A 22,905-nucleotide genomic window follows, 5' to 3' on the forward strand; every position below is an offset into this window, starting at 1 on the left:
AGAGTTAATTGTGACCCACAAATTACAAAATTTTGATTTCTAAACTGATGTACATGCGGAAACATTACCTACTTATAATAATACTTTTTCTATTGGTAGGCTGTGCCACATATAAAACAAAATACGCGGAAAGTTTCAATGTTGGTAACACAACCGGCGACAGCGAATTAGTGCATACTTTTTATTTGATAGGGGATGCAGGAAAATCCCCTATGAAAGATCAAAGTGAAGCACTTAAAACTTTCCAAAAGACCTTGGAAAAAGCCGACAAAAATAGCACCGCCCTGTTTTTGGGCGATAATATCTATCCTGCAGGGATGCCCAATAAAAAGGATTCGACCCAAGCCTATTTGGAAGCTAAAAACAACCTGGATGCACAACTACAGACCTTGACCCAATTTAAGGGCAATCCCATATTTATTCCTGGAAACCATGATTGGTACAATGAAGGTCTGGATGGCTTGGAAAGACAACAAAAATACATCCAGAAAAAATTGGATAGCAAAGAGGTCTTTTTTCCCGAAGATGGCTGCCCTATAGAGAAAATAGATATCAATGATAAAATAGTGATTATTGCCATTGACACGGAATGGTACTTGACCAATTGGGACAAACACCCCACCATGAACGATAAATGCGAAATAAAGGACCGTGAAACCTTTTTTGAGGAACTGGAAAGCCTTATCAAAAAAAATCGGGACAGGACTACCATTTTGGCCCTTCACCATCCCATGTTCAGTTACGGGCCGCACGGCGGACAGTATTCCGCAAAGCTTCATTTAAACCCTGCAGGCGGCAAATTTCCCTTCCCTATTTTAGGTACTTTTGCAAACCTGATCAGAAAAACAAGTGGTGCCTCCTATGCCGATCTCCAGAATAAAAGATATACGGAATTAAGGAATCGTCTGGTAACCATCGCTCAGTATTCGCAGAAAGTTATTTTGACCTCAGGCCACGAACATACCCTTCAATATATTGTAGAGGACAATACCCCACAGATCGTTAGTGGTTCTGGGTCCAAGGAAGGAGCTGCCAGATTATTGAACGGCTCAAAATTCTCTACGGGAAGAACGGGTTTTGCAGAATTAAAGGTGTACAAAGATGGTTCCTCCCAGGTAAGATATTTTGGGGTTGGGAAAAATAATGATCCTGACCTTCTATTTTCTACACAGGTACTGCCTCCAGATAGAAACGAGAATTATATGTTTAGCGACAAGGATTTTCCAAAGGAGGTAAAAGCGACTGTTTACTCCAAGGAAGAAGTTAAAAAAAGTAAATTTTTCAAATCTATTTGGGGCGATAGGTACAGGAAATACTACGCCATGGAAGTAAATGCCCCTACCCTTAGGTTAGATACTTTGTTTGGAGGTTTAAAACCGGTCCGTAAAGGCGGGGGCAACCAATCCAAATCCCTGCGATTATCCGATAAAAATGGAAAGGAATACGTAATTAGGGCAGTAAAAAAAAGTGCGGAAGTATATCTACAGGCCATGGCCTTTAAGGATAAATACGTCTTGGGAGAATTTAAGGACACCTATACCGAGAAACTTTTAATGGATTTTTATACCGGAGCACTGCCGTACGGCCTTCTTACAGTGGGAACCCTTTCGGACGCAATAGACCTTTACCATACCAACCCTAAACTATACTATATCCCAAAGCAATCTGCTTTAGCGGAATTTAATGGTGAATTTGGGGATGAACTTTATATTTTGGAGGAACAGGTGGGTGACGGCCATGGGGAATTGGGCAGTTTTGGTTATGCCAATAAAATTGAAAGTTCCTGGGACATGATCGATAAAATTAAAAGAGACGAAAAATATATTGTAAATACCGACAGATATCTAAGGACCCGCTTGTTTGATATGGTCATGGGGGATTGGGATAGGCATGACGACCAATGGCGATGGGGCGAAGTAAAGAATAAGGAAACAGGAAAGATTGTTTTTGAGGCCATCCCAAGAGACCGGGACCAAGTGTATTCCATTTGGGGAGATGGGGCCCTGATGGGTGTTGCAACAAGAATAATTCCTGCCCTTCAAATGATGGAAGGATTTCATAATGACATTAGAAATGTGGAGGCGTTTAACAAGAGTGCTTATGGTCTGGATGCAACCTTACTTGCCGAAACCACAAAAGCCGATTGGGAGAAGGAAGTACACTATATACAGCAAAACCTGACCCCGGCGGTAATAGACGAAGCCTTTAAAGCCTTTCCCAAAGAAATTATGGACGAAAATATTCTTGAATTAAAGAATATACTTAAATCCAGGATCAAGAACCTTCCCAAAATTGCCGATGAGTACTTTTTGGCACTTAATAAATATGTAGTCATAAAAGGTACCGATAAGGACGATTGGTTCGAAATCAACAATTTGTCCGAACAAGAAGTGGAAATCAAAGCTTTTAGAAACATAGACGGAAAAAAGGAAAAACTATTTTTTCAAAAGAAATTCAACCGCAATATCACTAAGGAAATTTGGATCTATGGTTTGGACGATGATGATATTTTTGAAGTCGCTGGGACTAAGGGCAATAAGATCAAAATTAGACTTATTGGCGGGCAAAACAACGATGTTTATGATGTATCGGAAGGCACAAATACCTGGATTTATGACCATAGATCCAAAAAAAATACATTCAAGAAAATCAAGGGAGCAAAACTAAGACTTAACAACGATTACGAAACCAACACTTACCAACCACTTAAACTTAGGAATAGCACACGGCAGATAATACCGACCATCGGATTCAATCCCGATGATGGAATGAAGCTTGGCTTTAATGCCACAAGCACCTTTTATGGACTACGACAAAACCCATATACAACCCAACACAATTACAATGCCGCCTATTATTTTGCCACCAACGGTTTTGAATTGGGCTACAAAGGAGAGTTTGCCCATATTTTCGAAAACTGGAATTTGGAACTGGCCGCCCGTTTTACCAGTCCCAACTTTAGCATTAACTTTTTTGGAATCGGGAATGAGACCGAAAATTTTGATAATACTTTGGAGATGGATTACAATAGGGTGAAAATTCAAAACTTAAATTTTTCTCCCTCTTTGATTTGGCGTGGACAGCTAGGGGCAAAATTCAGAACCGGCATTTCCTTGGAAAGTCTGGAAGTGGAAGAAACCGAAGATAGGTTTGTGAACACCTTTTACCTGGCCAACGGGGAAGAGAATAGAAACAGTTTTTTTGGGGTTGATGCGGAATACAGCTATGAGAATTTGGACAATGCAGCCTTCCCCACCATGGGGATGACCACTGGACTGCTCTTGGGTTACAAGGCCAGTTTAGAGAATCAAGGTCAGGCCTATGCCTATATAGTTCCAAGTCTTTCCTTAGATCATAAATTAGTATCTAATGGTAGATTGGTCCTTGCCTCCAAATGGAAGGCCCATTTTAATTTAGGGGACGAGTACGAATTTTACCAGACAGCCAGTATAGGTGGTATAGATGGACTTAGAGGTTTTAGAAACCAACGATTTTCCGGTAAGACCAGTTATTATCAGAATACAGACCTTAGATACAGTCTTAAAAGCCTAAAAACAGGATTATTGCCTGTTACCGTAGGGGTATATGGCGGTTTTGATTACGGAAGGGTCTGGACTCCCAACGAAAATTCCGATCTGTGGCACACCTCCTATGGAGGAGGGTTTTTTATTAACGGAGCGGATGTGATGACAGCGAGATTAGCCTTGTTCAACAGCGTTGACGGTCCAAGATTTTCCTTCGGTGTTGGTTTTGGTTTCTAATATTAAACTCTATGTTTTTGTATATGGTTTAGTTGCCCAATACAAAAGAATATAAATTTCTTCCCGTTTTTGCAGACTCTTCGTCCGAAAGCAATAAGGTATTGTTATTGGTAAAGGAAACGGATTCCAATTGCGTATAGACGCCCAGGTCTATCGTTTTTAGTGTCCCACTGGAAATAAAATTGTCCGATACATAATCCGTAAACACCCATAAAGTACCATTCCCCAACAATACTATGGTCTTACCATCAGGAGAAATATCGGCAGAGGTTATTTGCCTATTCCTCTTTCCTTTCGGAGGAATAAAGGAACCCAAATATTGGGCTTTGTGTTTTCCCTCTACGGCAGGCACTTTGTACAATAAGGCTTCCCCGTTAAAAGGCTGGGTCCTATTCTTTGTTATGATGTAGAAGTTGTTCCGGTAATAAAAAAATGCCTCGGCATCATAAAGCATTTTATTTTTTTTTGGAGGAAAATCTTTTTGTTCGGGGTAATTGAATTCAATCTTTTCCGCCTCAATATCATCCCCATTTTCTTCATTGGGATCGGGAATTTTATAAATGGCCAAATTCTTCCTATCGTTGCTGTTATTACCAAAGTCCCCAATGAATACATTACCATTTTCATCACGTGCCATATCTTCCCAATCGTTGTTTTTGGCATTCTTTACTTTTAATTCCTTTACTAGGTCACCTTTATAATTCACTTGATAAATTTTATCGGGATTACCTCTATCCATCACGAACCAAACCGTTGAGTCCTTGGCAGGGACCATTCCAGAATTCTCGGTTAATTTATGAGGAAGTTTGGTAACATAGGTCAGTTGACCATAATTACTGGCACAGCTAATTATGCTTCCCCAGAGCAGCAAAAACAAGTATTTTTTCATCCAATTAAAAATTTAATCATCTATGTGGGGAACTAGCAAATTAATCCTGCTTATGCATATATTCTATTATTCTTTTAAGGGCATATAGATTTCAGCGATCCAATCCAATTCGTTTCCCCCAATATTAGGGTTGCTAAAAAATACCTCAACAGGTCTTTCCCAGACCTCCATCCCATTCTTATTTGCATAATCCAACAAGGCGTACCAAGCACGGTCAGAGGTTATATAATTTCCGTTATAAATGGCTTTTATCGCCCTAAGGCCTTCAAATTTCTTATACTTTATAATACCATTTTGCGGAAGGCTATCACTTTTGATAATTGGATAACAAAAATTATAGCTAATACTGTCCACTTCCCTGTTCCAATCGGTAATTTCCAGAAATGGTCTGCCGTTTAATTCTACATTATTGTCCACAAGTACCGTACTTAATATAGGGTAATTTTGCATCATTCCCTTTGCTTTCCCGAACTGCGAAGCCTTTATGGGGATATAGGCACAATAAGTATCTGGAAGCTGTTGTAAGGTATCCAAAACGGTGACCTTAAATTTTTCCAAATGCTCCGTCAGCGCATTGTTAAAGTCCAGAATGGTTCTTTTAGTACGTTTTTCGAAACCAGTATCGAAAAAGGGGATTATCAATCTATTCCCCAAGCTATGATCTACATCCTTTATATATACCTTAATCTTTGAGGTAGAATCATTAACCGGGGTTATTTTCCATTGATATAGGTATGTAGAATCATTAAACTTAAATTGCTGATCTATATTCAAAAAATCTCTTTCTTCCAACAACACCGTATTCTTATTGGCATTGCCCCATGACTTTATACTCTGATTAATGGTACCGGGGAATGTTTTGGAAGTAATGGATACCGAATAATCATAAGGCTTTATAAACAAATACCAAACCAATGATCCCAGAAGTAGGAAAGCCACTAAATAAACAATTTTGTTTCTCACTAATTGTAATTTTATGCCGGGTTAGTAATTCTTGAAACCTTTGTAAATTCAGATATGAATCCAGTTTAAAAAATTACTTGGATACCAATTCCTTTTTCCCGTTCATTTCCAGTTTATCCACAATAAATTTCCCCAAATTTCTACCTTGTCCTACCCCGACTTCCACTGCGGCCCTATAATGTATGCCCCCGTACATTCTACTTATGGCTGCTTCATCTGCCGCCTGATTAAAAGAGGTAAAACTTCGTATTGGCAGACCATAGGGTATTTCGGTATCGTCATCAAATGCAAAATTATCCCCAAAAATACTGGTTAAGGCCGTAGCTGCAGCACCGGAGACCACGGAATGTCCGCTGGTGTACTCTGGAAATGGGGGTGTTTGAAGGACAGGTGCCCAGTTTTCATCTATATACTGATTTATTACGGTTTCCGGACGTATTAAATTAGAACGGTATTTTTCGTCCCAACAGCTTATAAAGGCATCGGCTATTGCCATTGAAGTTTTGGTATAGGCAAATACGGTTTTGTCAAAATCCGAGTTTGTTTTCTCGCAAGCAATTTTGGTAATCCCGATCCAATGTGCCCCTGGAGTAATCTTTTTGGTTGCGAACATTAAATGGCCCATGGTTACCGAAACATAAGGATTACAATCCCAAAATTTTGCAATAGCTATCTCTTCCGAGCTATCCCCTTTGGCAGTAATGTCTTGACTAATATCATAAACCTCCTTTACTTCCCTGTAAAAGTCGGATCCTTTATCCATAGAAAATGATGGTGGTGGCGCTGGCACAAATTGATTGGCAGAATCAATTACGAAGGGCCTTATTTTACTCCAATGAGGTTCTATTCCGTCCATATAAGCCGGTGGGGTGGGTTGCCAACGCGAATCATCGTCCGTATTAATGGTAAATTTGGGCATAGTCCTGGTCTGCTTATAATTATCCTTGTCCAACCAATCCCCTATATGCTTTGCCACGGCCAGACCATATTCCTCAGAATTCTCAAAGAGGGTCAAGTTTTTTTCTTGCCAATTTGCATACAAACTATCTCGATGTACCTCAATTTTATCCTCGGAAAAAATTAAACGCTTACTTAATTCCATATGCGCAATTAGGGCCGCCATTTGATAATTTATGGGCTTGTCCTCGGCTGGCACTGGAATAGGGGTCAAATCTGTAACCTGACTTACCAAAGATTTGTACTCATCGTTGTTCAGCGCTACAATTTCATAGGCAGCTATATTGGGATAAGCAAAAATTCTACTGGCCACTGGGGGAGAAAAAATATCATGGATCATAACTTCTGTGACCTTATGGATAGACCTATGTAGATCCTGGGAAGTAATAATTATAAGCTCTTCCTTTTTGTTGCATGATATTACAACCGCAAATAATACAACTAATTTTAAAAATAGTTTCATCTTAATCTTTTTGTCCAAATAATACTAAATCTCCCTTAATCCCCCAAGTCATACACCTGGGCCTTGTCATCATTAAAGGTAACCAAGAGATAGGTCTTACCGTTTAAATCTATCATCTTCAAATGTCTAACAGATTTAAGCCCCAGTTCCAGTCCTAATTTGTTACCCAAAATTACATCATTTTTATCCTTTATCAGCGCTCCTGAGAAGGAATCCAACCTGCCATGATATGGCTTAACACCAAAATAGTTCCCCGCTGCAAGAATTTCAGTTTCCCCGTCCTTATCAAAGTCGTACTCCAAGAAGGCCCTTATTGGGGCAACCTGTAATTCCGATTTAAAGGGAACAAATGAATATTTCCCGCCATTATTCTCCAAGTAACCGGATTCTAGCGTATTCACTTCAAGAACGGTACTGTTCTTAAAGGAATCTACATCAAGAATATCCTCTATAGATTTTCCTGCAAAGGACTTATAAGTTAAAAATTTCTTTCTAAGGCCAACCATCTGGGCCGAAAGTTCATCCAATCCTTCCAAAGAATAATATTTGCCATTTTTTTCAATGGCCACTATAGTCTCCGTACTTCCGTTCTGGTCAAAATCCGAATAAAACATTTTCATTGGAAATTTATCCGATGCTTTAAATTTGGTGTTGTTGCCCCAATTACCCAGTAGATAATCCAAGTCTCCGTCCTTATCTATATCAAAGGGAATTATACATTCCCACAGTCCTTTATAAGGGCGGTCCAAAGGTAAAACTTCCATCAATTGCCCCTTGTTGTTCTTAAAGAATTTCGGCGACATCCACTCCCCTACCACTATTAAATCCAATACCCCATCATTGTCAAAATCGGACCAAGCGGCATCAGTGACCATCCCTACCTTTTGTAGTTCCTTATTTTCCACAACAGTGAACCTGCCTTGATCGTTTCTTAGCAAAAAGGAATTGGGGATATTGCCAAAATCGTTGGTTATGGCATTATTGCCTATAAATAAATCCAAGTCCTCATCGTTGTCGAAATCACTTTCCCGTATTACGGCAGCATTTTCAAAATACTCCGGTAACACACCAGGCTCAAAACCGGTAGTGTTTTGAAGGTAATAACTATCTTTTAAGGGTGGCATTTCATTATAAAAATCCCCGCCTCCGGATCCTATTACAAGATCGGCCATCCCATCTTTGTTCAGATCAGCTATTAGGGCAGTAATATCCTCCTTTATAGAGTCATTGGCAATATTATCTATTCTCTTTTCCAGATAGGTAGTATCGCCTTGTAAAAATATTCTGGACGGAATGTATTTGGAACCTCCAAAGAACAAATCCTTTTTACCATCACCGTTCAAATCCCCTATGGCCAATGCCGGACCACGATCCGATATTTGATAGGGAATCAATTTCTGTCTGTTGATATCCAGATAATTGTCTTCCTCATGCTCAAAATTGATTCCCAAGTTACCTGTAACCTTTTGGAACATCTTTTTGGAAGTAGGTCTTAGCGAATTATAACTGAAGGGTTTTGTGTTTTCTGGGGAAATAACCAAGGTTTGATTGGTAGCCACTTGTTTTAAGACTTGAAAGGTCTTATTTGGCCAGACAATTTTTAAGGAGTCTACCGTCTTTTGTTTTCCAAAACCAAAATGGACCATGGGTTCTGAAGAGGCTTGGAACCCCCGAACGGTATACAGTTCCTTATACTGTAATTTCCCATTTAGATAGGCAAAAACTTTGGTGCCAATGCCAAATTTATTCTTGGCCGTATAATTAAACCTAAGTTTTAAATAATTGGCCTCGGTGTCCGTTTTATTGATATACAATGCCGCGGGACTGTTGAGGGTATTGGTTATAAGGTCCAGATCACCATCATTGTCCAAATCTGCCATGGCAGTAGCCCCGGAAATCAAGGTATCCTTCATGATCCAAGTGCCGGACATATCTTGATACTTCATGTCCTCCCCACCTTTAAAAACATAATTATGGGTCACCCCGGAAGGCATCATATTAATGGCTTGTTGGTCCACAAGTTTGGTATTGTTAAGCTTGTTTCTTATTTGTTCGTCCGAAGCGAATTTTATAAAGTCAAGATCGTTTGGCCTTTTGGGGATACCATTGGAAATAAAGATATCCTGTTCCCCATCCTGGTCATAATCCCCAAAAAGTGCACTCCAACTCCAATCGGTCGCCGCAATTCCGCTTTGGATAGCTGTTTCGGAATAGGGGGCATTGTGCTGGTTTATAAACAGCATATTCCTGGAATATTGGTAGTGGTACCCAAAACGAGCCACTCTCAAAATTTGGGTTTGGGTAAGGTCGTCCCCCTCTGAAGACTTAAGTACCTTTTCATCTTCGGGGAGCATGTCCAAAGAAATAAGATCTGGCCAACCGTCATGGTTAATATCGGCTACGTCGTTCCCCATGGAAAATTTGGTGGTATGTCCAAAATAACTCCGCAATTGTTCTGAAAATGTTCCATTGCCGTTGTTGATATAATAATAATCGTCCTCATGAAAATCGTTCCCAACATAGATATCCGGATATCCATCCTGATTAAAATCGGCTACTGCAATACCCAGTCCGTATCCATTTGCGCCACCATAAATGCCCGCTTCTTCACTAACATCTTCAAAAATGCCCCCATCATTGCGCAACAACCTATCCCCCGATTGGGCATTTCTCTTTTTACGTATTTCGGCCTTACCATAAGATTCTTGGGTATGTACGGCATGATTGAGCAGGTACATATCCAAATCCCCGTCCAAATCGTAGTCCAACAAGGCGGCGGAACTACTGTAGGTATCAAAATCGAGTCCAAATCCGGCTGCACTTTCCGTAAAGGTAGTATCCCCATTGTTAATATACAGTTCATTATGTCCGTTAAAGCCATTTATACCTACTACTGCGCAGACGTAGATATCCAGGAGACCGTCCCCATTAATATCTCCCATAATGGCTCCCGTATTCCAGGAGCTTTCCCCAGCAATACCCGCAGTGTCCGTAATATCCCTAAACTTCAACCCACCTTCGTTTAGGTAAAGTCTATTTTTAACTTGGTTCCCGGAAAGAAAAACATCTGGCAGTCCATCCCCATTAATATCCCCAATAGCTACTCCACCTCCATTGTAGAAATAGAGATAGTCAAGAATATTCAAGTCGTCGGATTCCGTAACGGTATTCTGAAAGTCGATCCCCGTTTCGCTTGGCGATGGGTTCCTGAAAACCTCACCTTCCTTCGGGCCACAACCCAAGAGAACCACTGTGAATAAAACAAAAAAGTTATATCTACTCATCCAGTGCAAAAACTTTTGGTTTATTATCATTAATGGCAGCAATTACGAACCGTTTACCATTGCTGTCCTGAAACTGTTCAATATGTTTTACCTCCTCTTTTATTAAGAACCCGCTTTCATCGTAATTCTGCCATTTAAAATCCAATTTTTCATTTCCCAGAAGAATACTCCCAAAATTGGCGTCCAGACGTGAATATTGAGGTTTGAATTCAAAGTTATTACCGCCCATAATAAGGTCCAAATAGCCGTCGCCATTAACATCGGTACAGGTAATTCCGCAGACGCAGGACAATTGTACTCGCCCTGGTAACTTTTTTATGGTAAATTTTCCTCCCCCTTCATTAATGGCAATTACCGATTCCTGTACGGTGCCCTCCTTTACTATAGATCGATCGAAAATTTCGCCAGAAAACAATTCCCCTATCGTTCTTTTTGCATATTCGGAAGCTTTGAGGTTTTGCTTTTTCAAGGCCACCATTTGGGTTGTCAACTCCTTCTTTTGATGAATGGGGTAGTCCTTCCCCTCAAAATTTCGCGTGGTAATTTGTTCAATGGTCCCATTATTATCAAAATCGTTGACCCACAGTTTCATTGGATTATCCCTAGAACAGGAATAGGGCACATTATTCCCCTGATTTCCCAAAATCAAATCATAATCGCCATCATTGTCCAAATCTTCTGCACTCACTACATTCCACCATCCGGTTAAACTATCCAGTGCAGTATTCATCTTGGAAATTCTCTTGCCGGAGTTTTTATAGATTACCGGCCTGCCCCAATCTGCCACGGTTATTAAATCTTTCTTCTGGTCACCATCCATATCTACCCAGATAGCGTCCGTTACCATGCCTGCCTGTTTTGTATCGTAGGCAAGACGTTCCGTAGCATCCACAAAAGTGCCGTCTCCCTTATTTTCAAGGAATAAATGGTCTGGATCCAAACCATAATTCCCTACAACACTCCTAGACCCTATAAAGACGTCCATATCCCCGTCACTATCAAAATCATGGGGCGCAATCACGGCAATATTTTTAAAGGTACTGGGCAAAATTTCAGATGAAGCCACAAAAACTCCCTTGCCGTTATTAATGTAAAGCCTTGCCCTATAGCGTGTTTCATCCCCTACCTGATTTCCGCCATTACCTACCATCAGGTCCATATCGCCATCACCATCTACATCCAAAAAGGCCGCGGCAGTATCCTCTAGCGCCACATCCTTTTCAAATGCCTTTTGAACACTGGCGGTTAATTTTCCATTGCCATTATGAAGATAGAGTACCCCGGGCTGATTTGCCCCACCTCCAATAAAAATATCCTCATTACCATCACCATTAACGTCGGCCACAGCCAAGGCAGGTCCTTCTTGGGAGAGCATTTTAGAAATCAGCCCTTCGTAATCAAAGTCATTGTAATTGTTCTCTTTGTGCTGCAATAGCTTGGCATTGGCCAGCTCCCTAAGAAGAGGATTGACATTGCTTTTATTATTGGGAACAAATAAATCCTGGGCCTCAGAATTCTTAAGGGTCAGGAATTGATTGGTTTTAATATTGCTGAATTTTTGGGTACGGTCGTCGGGCCAAATTACCTGCAAGGAATCAATGGAGGTATTTTTGCCCAGGCCAATGGTCATTATATAGTCCACTGAGGATTGAAAACCTCTTGAAGGCATTAATTCCTGTACTATTACCTGATCGTCAAAAAAAAGTTTTACGGTGGCCCCAATGGCAAATTTGTTCCCATCCTTGCCTTCAAACTTTAATTTAAGATAATTGTTTCCGGACTTTTTTTCACTGTGATTCTCATATACAAAAGCCTCCATATTTACATTATTGACCACAATATCCAAGTCCCCATCATTATCAAGGTCACCGTAAGCCGCTCCATTGGACATACTGGGCAATTCCAAGCCCCATTTTTTGGTTTCATTGGAAAATGTAATGTCCCCATTGTTCCTATACGCGTAGTTTGGTTGGGGAGCAATGGGCATTTTGGATATTATGGAATCTATGGATTGTTTCTCTCCTGTTAGTGCCATTTCCTGGATAATCTCGTTAGCAAAGAAGTCCACAAAATCCAGATCCGTAAGATCGTGATTAATACCATTGGTTATGTAAATATCCTTTAAACCATCGTTGTCCATATCGAACATAAGTCCGGCCCAGCTCCAATCGGTTTTGGCAACACCACTGTAATAGGCTATCTCGGAAAACGAATTATTTCCGTTATTTAATTGCAAGGTGTTTTGGATGTACTGCTGGTAAAAATCCTTGCTCTGCTTTAGTTTAAAAACGTTGTAACCTTCAAACTCCATAACCGATTTCACCCTTTGGTCCCCTTCCGGTAGCATATCCGTAATAAAGATATCCGCATAGCCGTCATTGTTTATATCGGCCATGTCTATTCCCATTGCGGATAAACTTAAATGGGAGGTCCATTGTTCAATTTCCTCCTTAAAAGTGCCATCCTTTTGATTGATATAGAGGTAATCCCTTTCGTAAAAATCATTGGAAACATAGATATCCGGATAGAGATCCCCATTGATATCACTTACCATTACCCCAAGTCCAAAGCCTATTAAACTTCCATAAATACCAGCTTTTTCACTAACATCCACAAACTTGCCGTTGTCATTTCTAAGGAGCATATCGCCCACACCTTTGAAGATCTCCGGAACTCCGGCCCAATCTTGGGCCCTTACTTCGCGCTGTTCTGCATACCCCAGACTACTTACGGGAACATTACTGTTATTCAATATATATGCATCAAGATCCCCGTCCTTATCGTAATCAAAAAACGTGGCATGGGTAGAAAAACCGGTCTTGGCCAAATTATATTCAGCGGCCTTCTCGGTAAAGGTAAGATCGCCATTGTTTATATAAAGGTCATTATCATGGTTATTACCCTCCATATTACCTGCATTACTTACATAAAGATCCAATAATCCATCATTATTAATATCTACCATGGTTACCCCTGTAGACCAGGGTTTGTTTCCCTGTACACCTGCTTTCTCGGAAATATCCTCAAATTGTAGACCTCCTTTGTTCAAATACAGTTTATTGGGAACCATATTCCCTGTAAGATAAATATCGGGTAGGCCATCGTTATTAATATCACCAATTGCCACTCCCCCGCCATTGTAGAAATTTCTATACTTAAAAATATTAAAGTCTTTCTGGTTTACTACTTTATTTACGAAGTCGATACCTGTTTTTTCAGAGGCTAATAATGAGAATAAGGCATCCCCGTTATCCACGGCCACTTTATCCACTTCTTTTTTTTGGGAACAAGACCCCAACAATAGCACTCCCATTAAAATAAGGCTTCCCCTTATAATAAGTTTCCCCATATATTCTTGTGATTATTTTTTTGAGATAGCCTTAAAATCCATTAAATATTTTCCACGGCTATTTACCATTTTAATTTCAATCCATTTTGCCAATATTTTTTTCCAACCAGCAAGGAAAAGTGAATTCCATAAAATACATGGCCTTTTTGGACCTCCATTCAAAAGATCTAAAATCGTTATGAAAGCTGGTATTCAAAGGGAAAAAGCCACCCTTTAAACATAGGGACGAAGATAAATAAAGTTCAATAATTTAAAGGTGAAATCAATGTTAATAATTGATATTTTTTTGCGCTTCCCTGATAGTATTTTGATTCACCCTAAATATGCATTTTGTGATAAAGTAAATATCCATGCCATATATTATAAATAATCCAATATATTTAGACCACCAATCAATTAAACTCGAATTTATAATGTTAGGAATTCTTTCTTTCGTAGGCTTTACCCTTTTAGTGGCCCTTATAGCCTACCTGGCTACCCGAAAAACTGATGAAAGTTCCTCTGATGGTTATTTCTTGGGAGGTAGAAGCCTTACCGCCGGAGTAATCGCAGGTTCTTTACTTTTAACAAATCTTTCTACGGAACAAATAGTAGGTCTTAACGGAAGTGCTTATACCGATGGTTTATCGGTAATGGCCTGGGAGACCTTAGCGGCAATTGCCATGGTAGTTACTGCCGTTTTTCTATTGCCCAGGTATTTAAAAGGCGGACTTACCACCATCCCCCAATTCTTGGCAAAAAGATTTGATGTAACTACAAAAACCATAACCTCAGGTCTCTTTTTGACCGGCTATGTGGTAGTACTTTTACCTGTTATCCTATATTCCGGTTCCGTGGCAATAAGTGGCATGTTCAATGTTCCCGAACTTTTGGGGGTTTCAGATTCGACTGCCCTGGTCTTGTGCATTTGGGGAATTGGAGTAATTGGATCTATTTACGCAGTTTTTGGTGGACTAAAGGCTGTTGCCGTTTCGGATAGTATTAACGCTATTGGTCTCATTGTTGGGGGAATCTTGATACCCATTTTTGGATTGATGGCCATAGGGGACGGAAATATGTTTACCGGTCTTGACAATTTAATTACTTCGGATGCCGCACGATTTGACTCTACCGGTAACGCTGGACAGGAAGTACCATTTTCTACAATTTTCACAGGAATGATGCTGGTACAGCTTTTTTATTGGGGTACCAACCAACAGATTATACAAAGAGCCTTGGGAGCCAAGAATTTGGCCGAGGGTCAAAAGGGATTATTATTAGCTTCTTTTTTAAAGATTCTTGGACCTTTAATTTTAGTTCTTCCAGGAATGATTGCCTATCATTATTTTGATGGCAGTTTGGCTTCCAGTGACCTTGCCTATCCAGAATTGGTACGTGCCGTATTGCCTAAACCTTTGGTCGGATTTTTTGCAGCTGTACTGTTCGGGGCCATTTTGAGTTCCTTTAACAGTGTGCTCAACAGTTCGGTAACCCTGTTCGGAATTGATATATACAAACAGCATATAAATAAGGAAGCCCCTGAAAAAACAGTGGTTAAATACGGAAAGATATTTGGTATCTGTTTGGCACTGGCAGCTATGTTCATAGCGCCATTAATCGCCAATGCCGGTAGTCTGTTCAATTACCTACAGGAGATAAACGGTATATACAGTATTCCTATATTCACAATTATTGTAGTAGGGTATTTAACCAAAAGGGTACCTGCTATAGCTGCTAAAATAGGCATCTTTTCGGGATCATTATTATATATTATAAGTCAGTTTATCCTTAAGGGCCAGTTTGTGGATAAAGCCCTTGAAACGGCCAAGGCCTCTGGCATTACAGACCCTGCCGCATTGAAATTAATAGAGGCAGATGCTTATCCACACTATTTGCACATCATGGCTATTTTGTTTGTTACCAATGCCGCGATTATGCTTTTGATAGGAAAGTTTTACCCTAGAAAAGAAGCCTTTGAGCTGGAATACACCAAGCAAGTTTCTATAGAACCCTATAAATATGTAAACCATGTAGGGATTGCCATTTGCGTTATAGTAATTGGAATTTATATTTATTTTGCCAAATAGTTTCTTGGCAATAGCACTAAACAACTTTGCCACATAAAAAAGAGGGCTGTTCAAATGAACAGCCCTCTTTTTAGTATAAACCTAAATTAAATTTTTAGTATCCCGGATTCTGAACCAAATTAGGATTGGAAAGCAATGCTGTTTCCGGAATTGGGAAAAGATTCATATTAGGATCTCCAGTTACCTCCTTAAGACCCCAAGGGGCGGTGAACTTATCGAATCGTACCAAATCGTTCCTTCTCCAAAATTCTATGTATAGCTCCCTACCGCGTTCTGCCAATAATACATCCTCTGTAACATTGGGCAAATCAGGGGTATTGGTCCTAGCTTGACGTAATTCATTGACCATTGAAGTTATATCCTCTCCCATACGCATCATGGCCTCGGCCTTCATCAAATGGGCATCGGAATATCTAAAAAGAATCTGGTGCTTTCTAAAAGAGTTAATTTCTCCCCCATCATTCGGGTGGTATTTAAGAATTCTTATACCGTCAGCTTCTCCATTTCCTACCAAAGAGGTCAACTCTTTTTTCAATATTAGATCTCCTCCCTGTCTATTTTTCAATTTAGTTCCGTCTTCATTGTACTGCTGATTGATCAAAAAGCCGTACCCAAGACCTAAATTAACATTATCGGCATTGGAAGCGTCCGGAACCCATCCTCTTCTTTCTTCCTGGCCATCGCCCACATAATTGGTGTTGGGATCGCCTTCAAAAGAGTCATAGAATTCGGCCAAGGTAGAAAATCCGTTCCATCCACCACCAGTATTATCTGGGGAGTTCATGTTGTAATGCATACTATTCCATATCCTTGCCGCAACTTCACTCTTTAAATAGAAGATGGTTTCGTTATCATCCGAGGATTCAAATATCTGAAAATATCCAGTCTCGATTCCAAAACCAAGATCAGCTATCTCGTCAACAGCATCTATCACTTTTTGCATATTGGCGTCATCAACTGCACCCCCATTATAGATATGGGAATTCAGGTACATTTTAGCCAAAAGAAAGTTCACCGCTGCCTTTGTAGCAGTCCCCGTATTGGCAGTTCCTGGACTACCATCGGGCAAGCCCGGCAATGCTGCCAATAAATCCGACTCCACAAAGCTGAAAACCTCACTTCTGGTCAACACCTTTGGATTAATTTCCGGACCTTCATCCACTTCCCTAAAGGGAACGGATCCAAAAAAGTCCATCAAAAAAAACATATTGAATGCCCTTAGATATTTGGCTTCCGCCAATACTGCGGCATCCGGGTTACTTTCTATAATCTCAGAAGCCCTAAAGACATTCTCATTTAAATTGTTCCATGCGTTCTTAATAAATAAATGCGCTGGGGTCCATGTATGGGTATGCAACTGTCTCCATATCCCGTTATCGCCCCAGTCGGTTCCACGAGTTGGTATCAACAACTCATCCGTAGTAACCTCGGACATTGCGTACATGGTTTCCTGGGTCTGAAAATCGGCACCCACACCATTGTACAGGTCACTAAGTGAAGAAGCCGGATTAGCCAGTGGTGTAAAACCGCCACTGGTTGCCTTACTTATGATCGAATCCGTTTCTTCTATCTCCAAATTGGTACAGCCAACAAGGCCCACCAATACAAATATGGAGCCGAAAACGGGTTTCATATATTTTTGTATGTTCATAATGCTATGATTAAAAAGTTACGTTAAATCCTAATGTGTATGTTCTTGGTCTTGGGAAGGAGCTATAATCGATACCCGCTATAGGCAGACCATTTAATAGGGCAGCACTGGCCGGCGCCACACTAACCTCTGGATCAAGACCTGAATAATCTGTAATCACAAAAAGGTTCTGACCGGTAAGACTAAGTCTCATAGACTTGAACAAGCCTTCCTTTAAGGGAACGTTATAGGAAATAGATGCTGTTTGCAATCTTACAAAATCGCCTTTTTCCAAGAATCTAGTAGAAACCGAAGCTTCTGCAAATCTACCTTCCTGTCCTGCCAACTCCACCACATTCTGTGTTACATTATTACCACTACCAATGGCACCTCCCGTAAAAAATGCGTTGGCGGTATTGTTGTAAATATAGTTGCCAAATTGCCCATTAAAATACATGGATGCCGACCAGTTTTTGTAACTGGCAGAGGTAGAAAAACCTCCTGTGAAATCCGGTAGGGCACTTTTACCCACGAACTGTTGGTTATCCACACCGCCCTCATGCACAGGGTTCCCGTTGGCATCGAAACCTGTAAACTCCCTTAAATAAAAGGAATACAAAGGTTGTCCTGAGGCCAAGCGTTGGGCAAAAGCGTTGGACAGACCGGCACCGCGAATTGTACCCGCTGCAATCTCTCCGTCGAAATCCGTAATTTCATTTTTATTGTAGGCCACGTTAAAGCCAGCAGTCCAATCAAAATCCTCTCCTTGTAAAATATCGTAATTTAGGGAGAATTCAGCTCCTTGATTCAACACAACGGCATCCAAATTTTGGAAAAAAGTGGGCTGTGGGGAAGGCTGGGCCGCTTCTATATTAAGAAGTAAATCCCTTGTTTCCTTGCGATACACATCCACCGATCCACTAAAACGATCATTGGCAAACCCAAAATCCAAACCTACGTTATATTGGGTAGTCTCCTCCCACTTTAAATCAGGATTGGCAAATTCCACGGTTGAAATACCCGGTACGCTAACAGCACCTCCATCACCAATATTGGGATCACCATTGGTGGTAGTGGAATATCTTTCCCTACGAGCGAAACGACCATATCCCAAACCATCCTGGTTTCCTGTAATACCGTAACTCAACCTAAGTTTTAAGGTAGACATGGCATCGCCCATAAAATCTTCTTCATTGATCTTCCAGGCAAAAGCTGCGGAAGGGAAAATACCGTATCGATTATTTTCGCCAAAACGTGAAGAACCATCGGCCCTGACCGTTGCTGTAAACAGATACTTACTAGCTATACTATAATTGGCCCTGGCAAAAAAGGATTGTAACTCGTCCGTATTATCAAAAGTATTTGTGAAAATAGATTTCACAGGAATAGTTACCTCTCCCAAATATTCAGTTTCAGGTGTTGGAAAAAGCCTATTCACAAAAAGATCGGCAGCACCCCCGGACGCATAACCATATTGCTGGTAAGAGCCCGTAATCATGGATTCTATCTTGCTTGCTGCATCGGTTAAATTCCTGGCCATGGAGTTTAAATTGGTTGTGGAATAACCCCAACCTTCCACATTTCTTCCCTCTGTATTAAAATCCTGATAGGAGAAACCTCCTAGAACATCCAATACGGAATTATCGAACTCTTTTTTGTAAGTCAAGGTTAATTCCAACAGCCTATTTTCCAAATTAAGGTCATTTAAGGTACCTCTACCATTACCCCCTGCACCACGACCAACATTAAAGGATTTACTGCCCAATTCAGCTTCACGTGTAGAATTGGATTTATCGTAACCTACAGTAGCCTTGGCCGTTAAATCTTCCACAATATCATATGAGGCAGAAAAATTGATCAAAAAGCGATCGGTATAAGTTAAACTTTGCCAGTTCTCCAACAAATTCAATGGGTTGATCCTATCCCCTGGGTTGAAAGTACTATTGGCAGGCCAGGTAGGATTGGCAGAATAAGCTGATCCCAACATATCCCCAGTGGACCCTGCACTACCACTTAATGGTGGTGCCTCGTCATTTACCCTTGAAAGGGTAGTCTGTAAATCCAACCTCAACTTATCGTCAAATACTCTTTGGGAAAGATTAATTCTACCAGTAACCCTCTCCTGTGAGGATTTTGGTACAATCCCGAATTGTTTCCCATAATTAAATGTAGCCCTTACATTGCCCGATCCATAATTCTGGGAGTAGGCAAGGTTGTTATTGGTCGAAGATGAATTTCTGGTTACCAATGACTGCCAATCGGTATCATTCCCTAAATCTGTTGCATTTCCTCCAAAGGCAGAAACGGCGGACAGGAATTCGCTCCTATTCAATAAATCAAATTCATTGGCAGGTGATGAAAAACTTAAATCGGAAGAAAACTCCCAAGTACCTCCCTGTGCACCACCTTTACCACTCTTGGTAGTAATGATAACAACACCATTGGCACCTCTGGAACCATAAATGGCCGTTGATGACGCATCCTTTAGGATACTCATGCTTTCAATATCGTTTGGGTTCAAAAAGCTAAGTGGGTTTCTAGCAGAACTAGACCCTACACCTATATCCGTACCTTCAGAAGAACTACCTCCAGAAGGAAGTGGAACACCATCTACCACAAATAAGGGATCGTTATTGGATCTAACCGAAGAAGTACCCCTAATCCTGATGGAAACACCAGAACCTGGCTCACCACTTCCTTGGGAAATTTGAACCCCAGCGGTCTTACCCTGAATCAATTGTTCGGGAGACGAAATAACGCCTCCGTTAAAGTCCTCGGAAGTTACTGCGGAAACGGCACCGGTGGCATCCTTAACAGTTGTAGTACCATAACCTATGATAACTACTTCTGCCAATGCCTGTGCATCTTCTTCCATCATAATATTAATAGTGGTCTGGTTCCCTACTGCCACCTCCTGTGTTTTGTAGCCGATATAGCTAAAAACAAGGACAGAACTTGCATCCACATCACTAATGACAAAATTTCCATCAAAATCTGTTTGTGCCCCATTGGTAGTTCCCTTTACCACGACACTGGCTCCCGGTAAGGGGCCACTAGCATCAGATACCGTACCTGATACTTCTTGAGCCGATGCTAATCCAAAACACAAAAATGTTCCAAATAGCAAAAAGCTTTTAAGTAATTTAAGCTTCATACATTGTTAGTTTTAATTGAGTTAAATAATTGAAAGTTGTAATTGAGTTAATTAATAATTGAGTTCACTATTTCATAAAAATTCACGTTCCATTATCGAAGATAAATAATATTATCGCTATTTATTGTTATATTTCTATTTTTAACGCTAAAAATTTAACTAAAACGTTTTCGTAAAATTTCGGTCTTTCGTGACCATAAACACAGGGCCAACAACCGATCTCTGTCTTTTTTATGATTTCAGAAATGTTAAATATTGTACGAATATACACCATTTTTTATTTCAATGGTATTTTGACAAAAATATGTACTATTTAAACAATTCTTTAAAATAGATTTCACTCCTTATCTGAATATACTATTTTTACATCCTGTAATCCAATATTCCAATTAGCGCCAAAGCATTGTGAATGCCTTAATATTTTTAATAGTATATTCACTTGAAAAAAAATTGACCTTTGAAAAGAAAAATCACCCTCAAACATATTGCAAGGGAATTAGGGGTTTCCATTTCTACAGTTTCCAAAGCATTGAAAAATAGTGAGGAAATTGGATCTGACACTAAAGAGAAGGTCCAGGCTTTTGCCAAACTTTACAATTACAAGCCCAACAATATTGCCATCAGTTTAAAAAATAAGCGCACCAAAAATATTGGCGTTATAATCCCAGATATAGTACATCACTTTTTTACCACTGTTTTTAGAGGGATCGAAAAATACGCCAATGCCAAAGGCTACAATGTCATTGTCTGTGTCTCCGATGAATCTTTCGACAAGGAAGTCATTAATATGGAATTACTTGCCAACGGAAGTATAGACGGGTTTATTATGGCGCTTTCCTCCGGCACCCAATTGAAAAACGATTACAACCATTTAAAGGAAGTTACCGAACAGGGCATACCTTTGGTATTATTTGATCGTGTTGCGGAAGATATAAAATGCGACAAGGTAATCATCAATGATAAAAAGGGAGCTTATAACGCGGTAACCAAATTCATAAAGGACGGCAGAAAAAGAATAGCCCTAATTACTTCAGAGGACTATATAAGTGTAAGCAGGGAAAGAGCTGCCGGTTATAAGGAGGCATTGTTGGACAATGGCATAGACTATAATGAAGACCTTGTTTTAAAATTTCCATCCATGGAAATCAACGAAAACTTGATTGAGGATTTTTTTGAAAGGGAAACAGTAGACGCCGTGTTGAGCGTTAATGAAATATTTGCCATTCACAGTATGCGCTATGTACAAAGTAAAGGCTTAAAAATTCCTAAGGATATTTCCTTTATTGGTTTTACAGATGGGCTTCTGTCCAAATACGCCTCCCCCGGATTAACCGCCATTGCGCAACACGGTGAACAAATGGGAGAAATAGCGGCAGAAATACTTATAGACAAGGTAGAAAACGATATGGAGGAAGAAACCTATGTAACAAGGGTTTTGGAACCTACCCTGATAGAGCGCGGATCAACTGTTAATTAAGAACCCTAACAAGTAGTTTCAAGGCCAATAATATCCAATTACCCTACAAAAGCTGGCCATATGGCCCTCTGTCCCCAAGATACAGCCAGTACATGGTCATTTCCCCAACAACAAACACTTCTTTTTACTGGCCGTCAAAATATTTATTAATATCTTAAACCGATGAATAAAACTGGATTTATTTTTGATTTGGACGGTGTTATTGTGGATACTGCCAAATATCATTATCTGGCCTGGCGAAAATTGGCCAATGAATTGGGATTTGAATTTACCCAAGAGCAAAACGAACTATTTAAAGGGGTAAGTCGCAAAAGATGCCTGGAAATTCTCTTGGAAATTGGGAACATTAAGGCGTCGCAAGAACAGTTCAGCAGATGGTTGGTGGAGAAGAATGAGGATTATTTGTCGCTTATAGAAGAAATGGATGAATCGGAAATTTTGCCAGACGTACTAAAGGTGCTGCAGTTTCTTAAAAAGCACAACATGCCGATAGCCTTAGGGTCTGCCAGCAAAAATGCCCGTCCAATTTTGGAAAAAGTAAAATTAATGGATTATTTTGATGTCATTGTGGACGGAACCCACGTAGCCAAGGCCAAGCCCGATCCCGAAGTTTTTTTGATAGCCGCAAAACAATTGGGGGTTCCTCCAAAGGATTGCGTAGTCTTTGAAGATGCGGTTGCCGGAATAGAGGCCGCCAACAATGCAGGAATGCTGAGCATAGGCATTGGGGAAGAAAAAGTGCTTTCCGAAGCAAAATTTGTGTTTACAAATTTCACGAAAATGGATGATAAATTCCTAAATAGGCTATTAGAATAAACTCCGTGACGAACATTCACAATAATTAATTAATTTGGTGTCTTTCTATTTGGAACCTGATATTGATCATCAAACCCCATTGCAATAACCGAGAAA

The 22,905-nt window shown here is 40.2% G+C and carries 11 protein-coding genes; 4 read left to right on the plus strand and 7 right to left on the minus strand.

Features of this window, described 5'->3' with window-relative positions:
- Window positions 1-53 precede the first annotated feature (53 nt).
- Window positions 54-3,761 (plus strand): metallophosphoesterase, encoded by a 3,708-nt coding sequence (locus LV92_RS18365; protein ID WP_317046773.1) that lies wholly within the window; start codon window positions 54-56, stop codon window positions 3,759-3,761.
- A 28-nt stretch (window positions 3,762-3,789) separates the two neighbouring features.
- On the opposite strand, the gene LV92_RS18370 is transcribed toward LV92_RS18365, so the two are convergent.
- From LV92_RS18370 to LV92_RS18390, 5 genes are all read right to left on the minus strand, one after another.
- Window positions 3,790-4,650 carry a hypothetical protein gene (locus LV92_RS18370; RefSeq protein WP_111625058.1) on the minus strand — a complete coding sequence of 287 codons (861 nt, stop codon included), beginning with the start codon at window positions 4,648-4,650 and terminating at the stop codon, window positions 3,790-3,792.
- 66 nt (window positions 4,651-4,716) lie between these two features.
- Entirely contained in the window at window positions 4,717-5,613 is an 897-nt protein-coding gene (locus LV92_RS18375; protein ID WP_111625059.1) for an AraC family transcriptional regulator, read from the minus strand.
- A 73-nt stretch (window positions 5,614-5,686) separates the two neighbouring features.
- The gene (locus tag LV92_RS18380) at window positions 5,687-7,033 is read right to left on the minus strand and encodes a vanadium-dependent haloperoxidase (protein ID WP_111625060.1); all 1,347 of its coding nucleotides are present in this window, start codon (window positions 7,031-7,033) and stop codon (window positions 5,687-5,689) included.
- A gap of 35 nt (window positions 7,034-7,068) precedes the next feature.
- The gene (locus LV92_RS18385; RefSeq protein ID WP_111625061.1) at window positions 7,069-10,317 is read right to left on the minus strand and encodes a VCBS repeat-containing protein; all 3,249 of its coding nucleotides are present in this window, start codon (window positions 10,315-10,317) and stop codon (window positions 7,069-7,071) included.
- On the minus strand, window positions 10,310-13,666 hold the full coding sequence (locus tag LV92_RS18390; protein ID WP_111625062.1) for a VCBS repeat-containing protein: 3,357 nt from the start codon (window positions 13,664-13,666) through the stop codon (window positions 10,310-10,312). The genes LV92_RS18385 and LV92_RS18390 overlap by 8 nt, the downstream gene beginning before the upstream one ends.
- 413 nt (window positions 13,667-14,079) lie before the next feature.
- Here LV92_RS18390 and LV92_RS18395 point away from each other — a divergent pair, with 413 nt between their 5' ends.
- Window positions 14,080-15,732: a solute:sodium symporter family transporter gene (locus LV92_RS18395; RefSeq protein ID WP_111625089.1), complete on the plus strand. Its 1,653-nt coding sequence runs from the start codon at window positions 14,080-14,082 to the stop codon at window positions 15,730-15,732.
- A 94-nt stretch (window positions 15,733-15,826) separates the two neighbouring features.
- Here LV92_RS18395 and LV92_RS18400 read toward each other — a convergent pair whose 3' ends face one another.
- Window positions 15,827-17,383, minus strand: coding sequence for a RagB/SusD family nutrient uptake outer membrane protein (locus tag LV92_RS18400; protein ID WP_111625063.1), 1,557 nt, complete (start codon window positions 17,381-17,383; stop codon window positions 15,827-15,829).
- A gap of 10 nt (window positions 17,384-17,393) precedes the next feature.
- Window positions 17,394-20,516, minus strand: a complete 3,123-nt coding sequence (locus tag LV92_RS18405; protein WP_111625064.1) for a SusC/RagA family TonB-linked outer membrane protein — start codon at window positions 20,514-20,516, stop codon at window positions 17,394-17,396.
- Between the two features lie 457 nt (window positions 20,517-20,973).
- Here LV92_RS18405 and LV92_RS18410 point away from each other — a divergent pair, with 457 nt between their 5' ends.
- Window positions 20,974-21,993 carry a LacI family DNA-binding transcriptional regulator gene (locus tag LV92_RS18410; protein WP_111625065.1) on the plus strand — a complete coding sequence of 340 codons (1,020 nt, stop codon included), beginning with the start codon at window positions 20,974-20,976 and terminating at the stop codon, window positions 21,991-21,993.
- 162 nt (window positions 21,994-22,155) lie between these two features.
- On the plus strand, window positions 22,156-22,809 hold the full coding sequence (gene pgmB, locus LV92_RS18415) for a beta-phosphoglucomutase (protein WP_111625066.1): 654 nt from the start codon (window positions 22,156-22,158) through the stop codon (window positions 22,807-22,809).
- The last annotated feature ends 96 nt before the right edge of the window (window positions 22,810-22,905 follow it).

It is taken from the genome of Arenibacter echinorum, assembly GCF_003259375.1.
GTDB lineage: Bacteria > Bacteroidota > Bacteroidia > Flavobacteriales > Flavobacteriaceae > Arenibacter > Arenibacter echinorum.

Bases quoted from the DNA above. Each gene is read 5' to 3' on its own strand.
- LV92_RS18385 (WP_111625061.1), bottom strand. From the start codon at position 10,317: ATGAGTAGATATAACTTTTTTGTTTTATTCACAGTGGTTCTCTTGGGT.
- LV92_RS18370 (WP_111625058.1), bottom strand. From the start codon at position 4,650: ATGAAAAAATACTTGTTTTTGCTGCTCTGGGGAAGCATAATTAGCTGT.
- pgmB (WP_111625066.1), top strand. From the start codon at position 22,156: ATGAATAAAACTGGATTTATTTTTGATTTGGACGGTGTTATTGTGGAT.
- LV92_RS18395 (WP_111625089.1), top strand. From the start codon at position 14,080: ATGTTAGGAATTCTTTCTTTCGTAGGCTTTACCCTTTTAGTGGCCCTT.
- LV92_RS18390 (WP_111625062.1), bottom strand. From the start codon at position 13,666: ATGGGGAAACTTATTATAAGGGGAAGCCTTATTTTAATGGGAGTGCTA.
- LV92_RS18400 (WP_111625063.1), bottom strand. From the start codon at position 17,383: ATGAACATACAAAAATATATGAAACCCGTTTTCGGCTCCATATTTGTA.
- LV92_RS18365 (WP_317046773.1), top strand. From the start codon at position 54: ATGCGGAAACATTACCTACTTATAATAATACTTTTTCTATTGGTAGGC.
- LV92_RS18380 (WP_111625060.1), bottom strand. From the start codon at position 7,033: ATGAAACTATTTTTAAAATTAGTTGTATTATTTGCGGTTGTAATATCA.
- LV92_RS18405 (WP_111625064.1), bottom strand. From the start codon at position 20,516: ATGAAGCTTAAATTACTTAAAAGCTTTTTGCTATTTGGAACATTTTTG.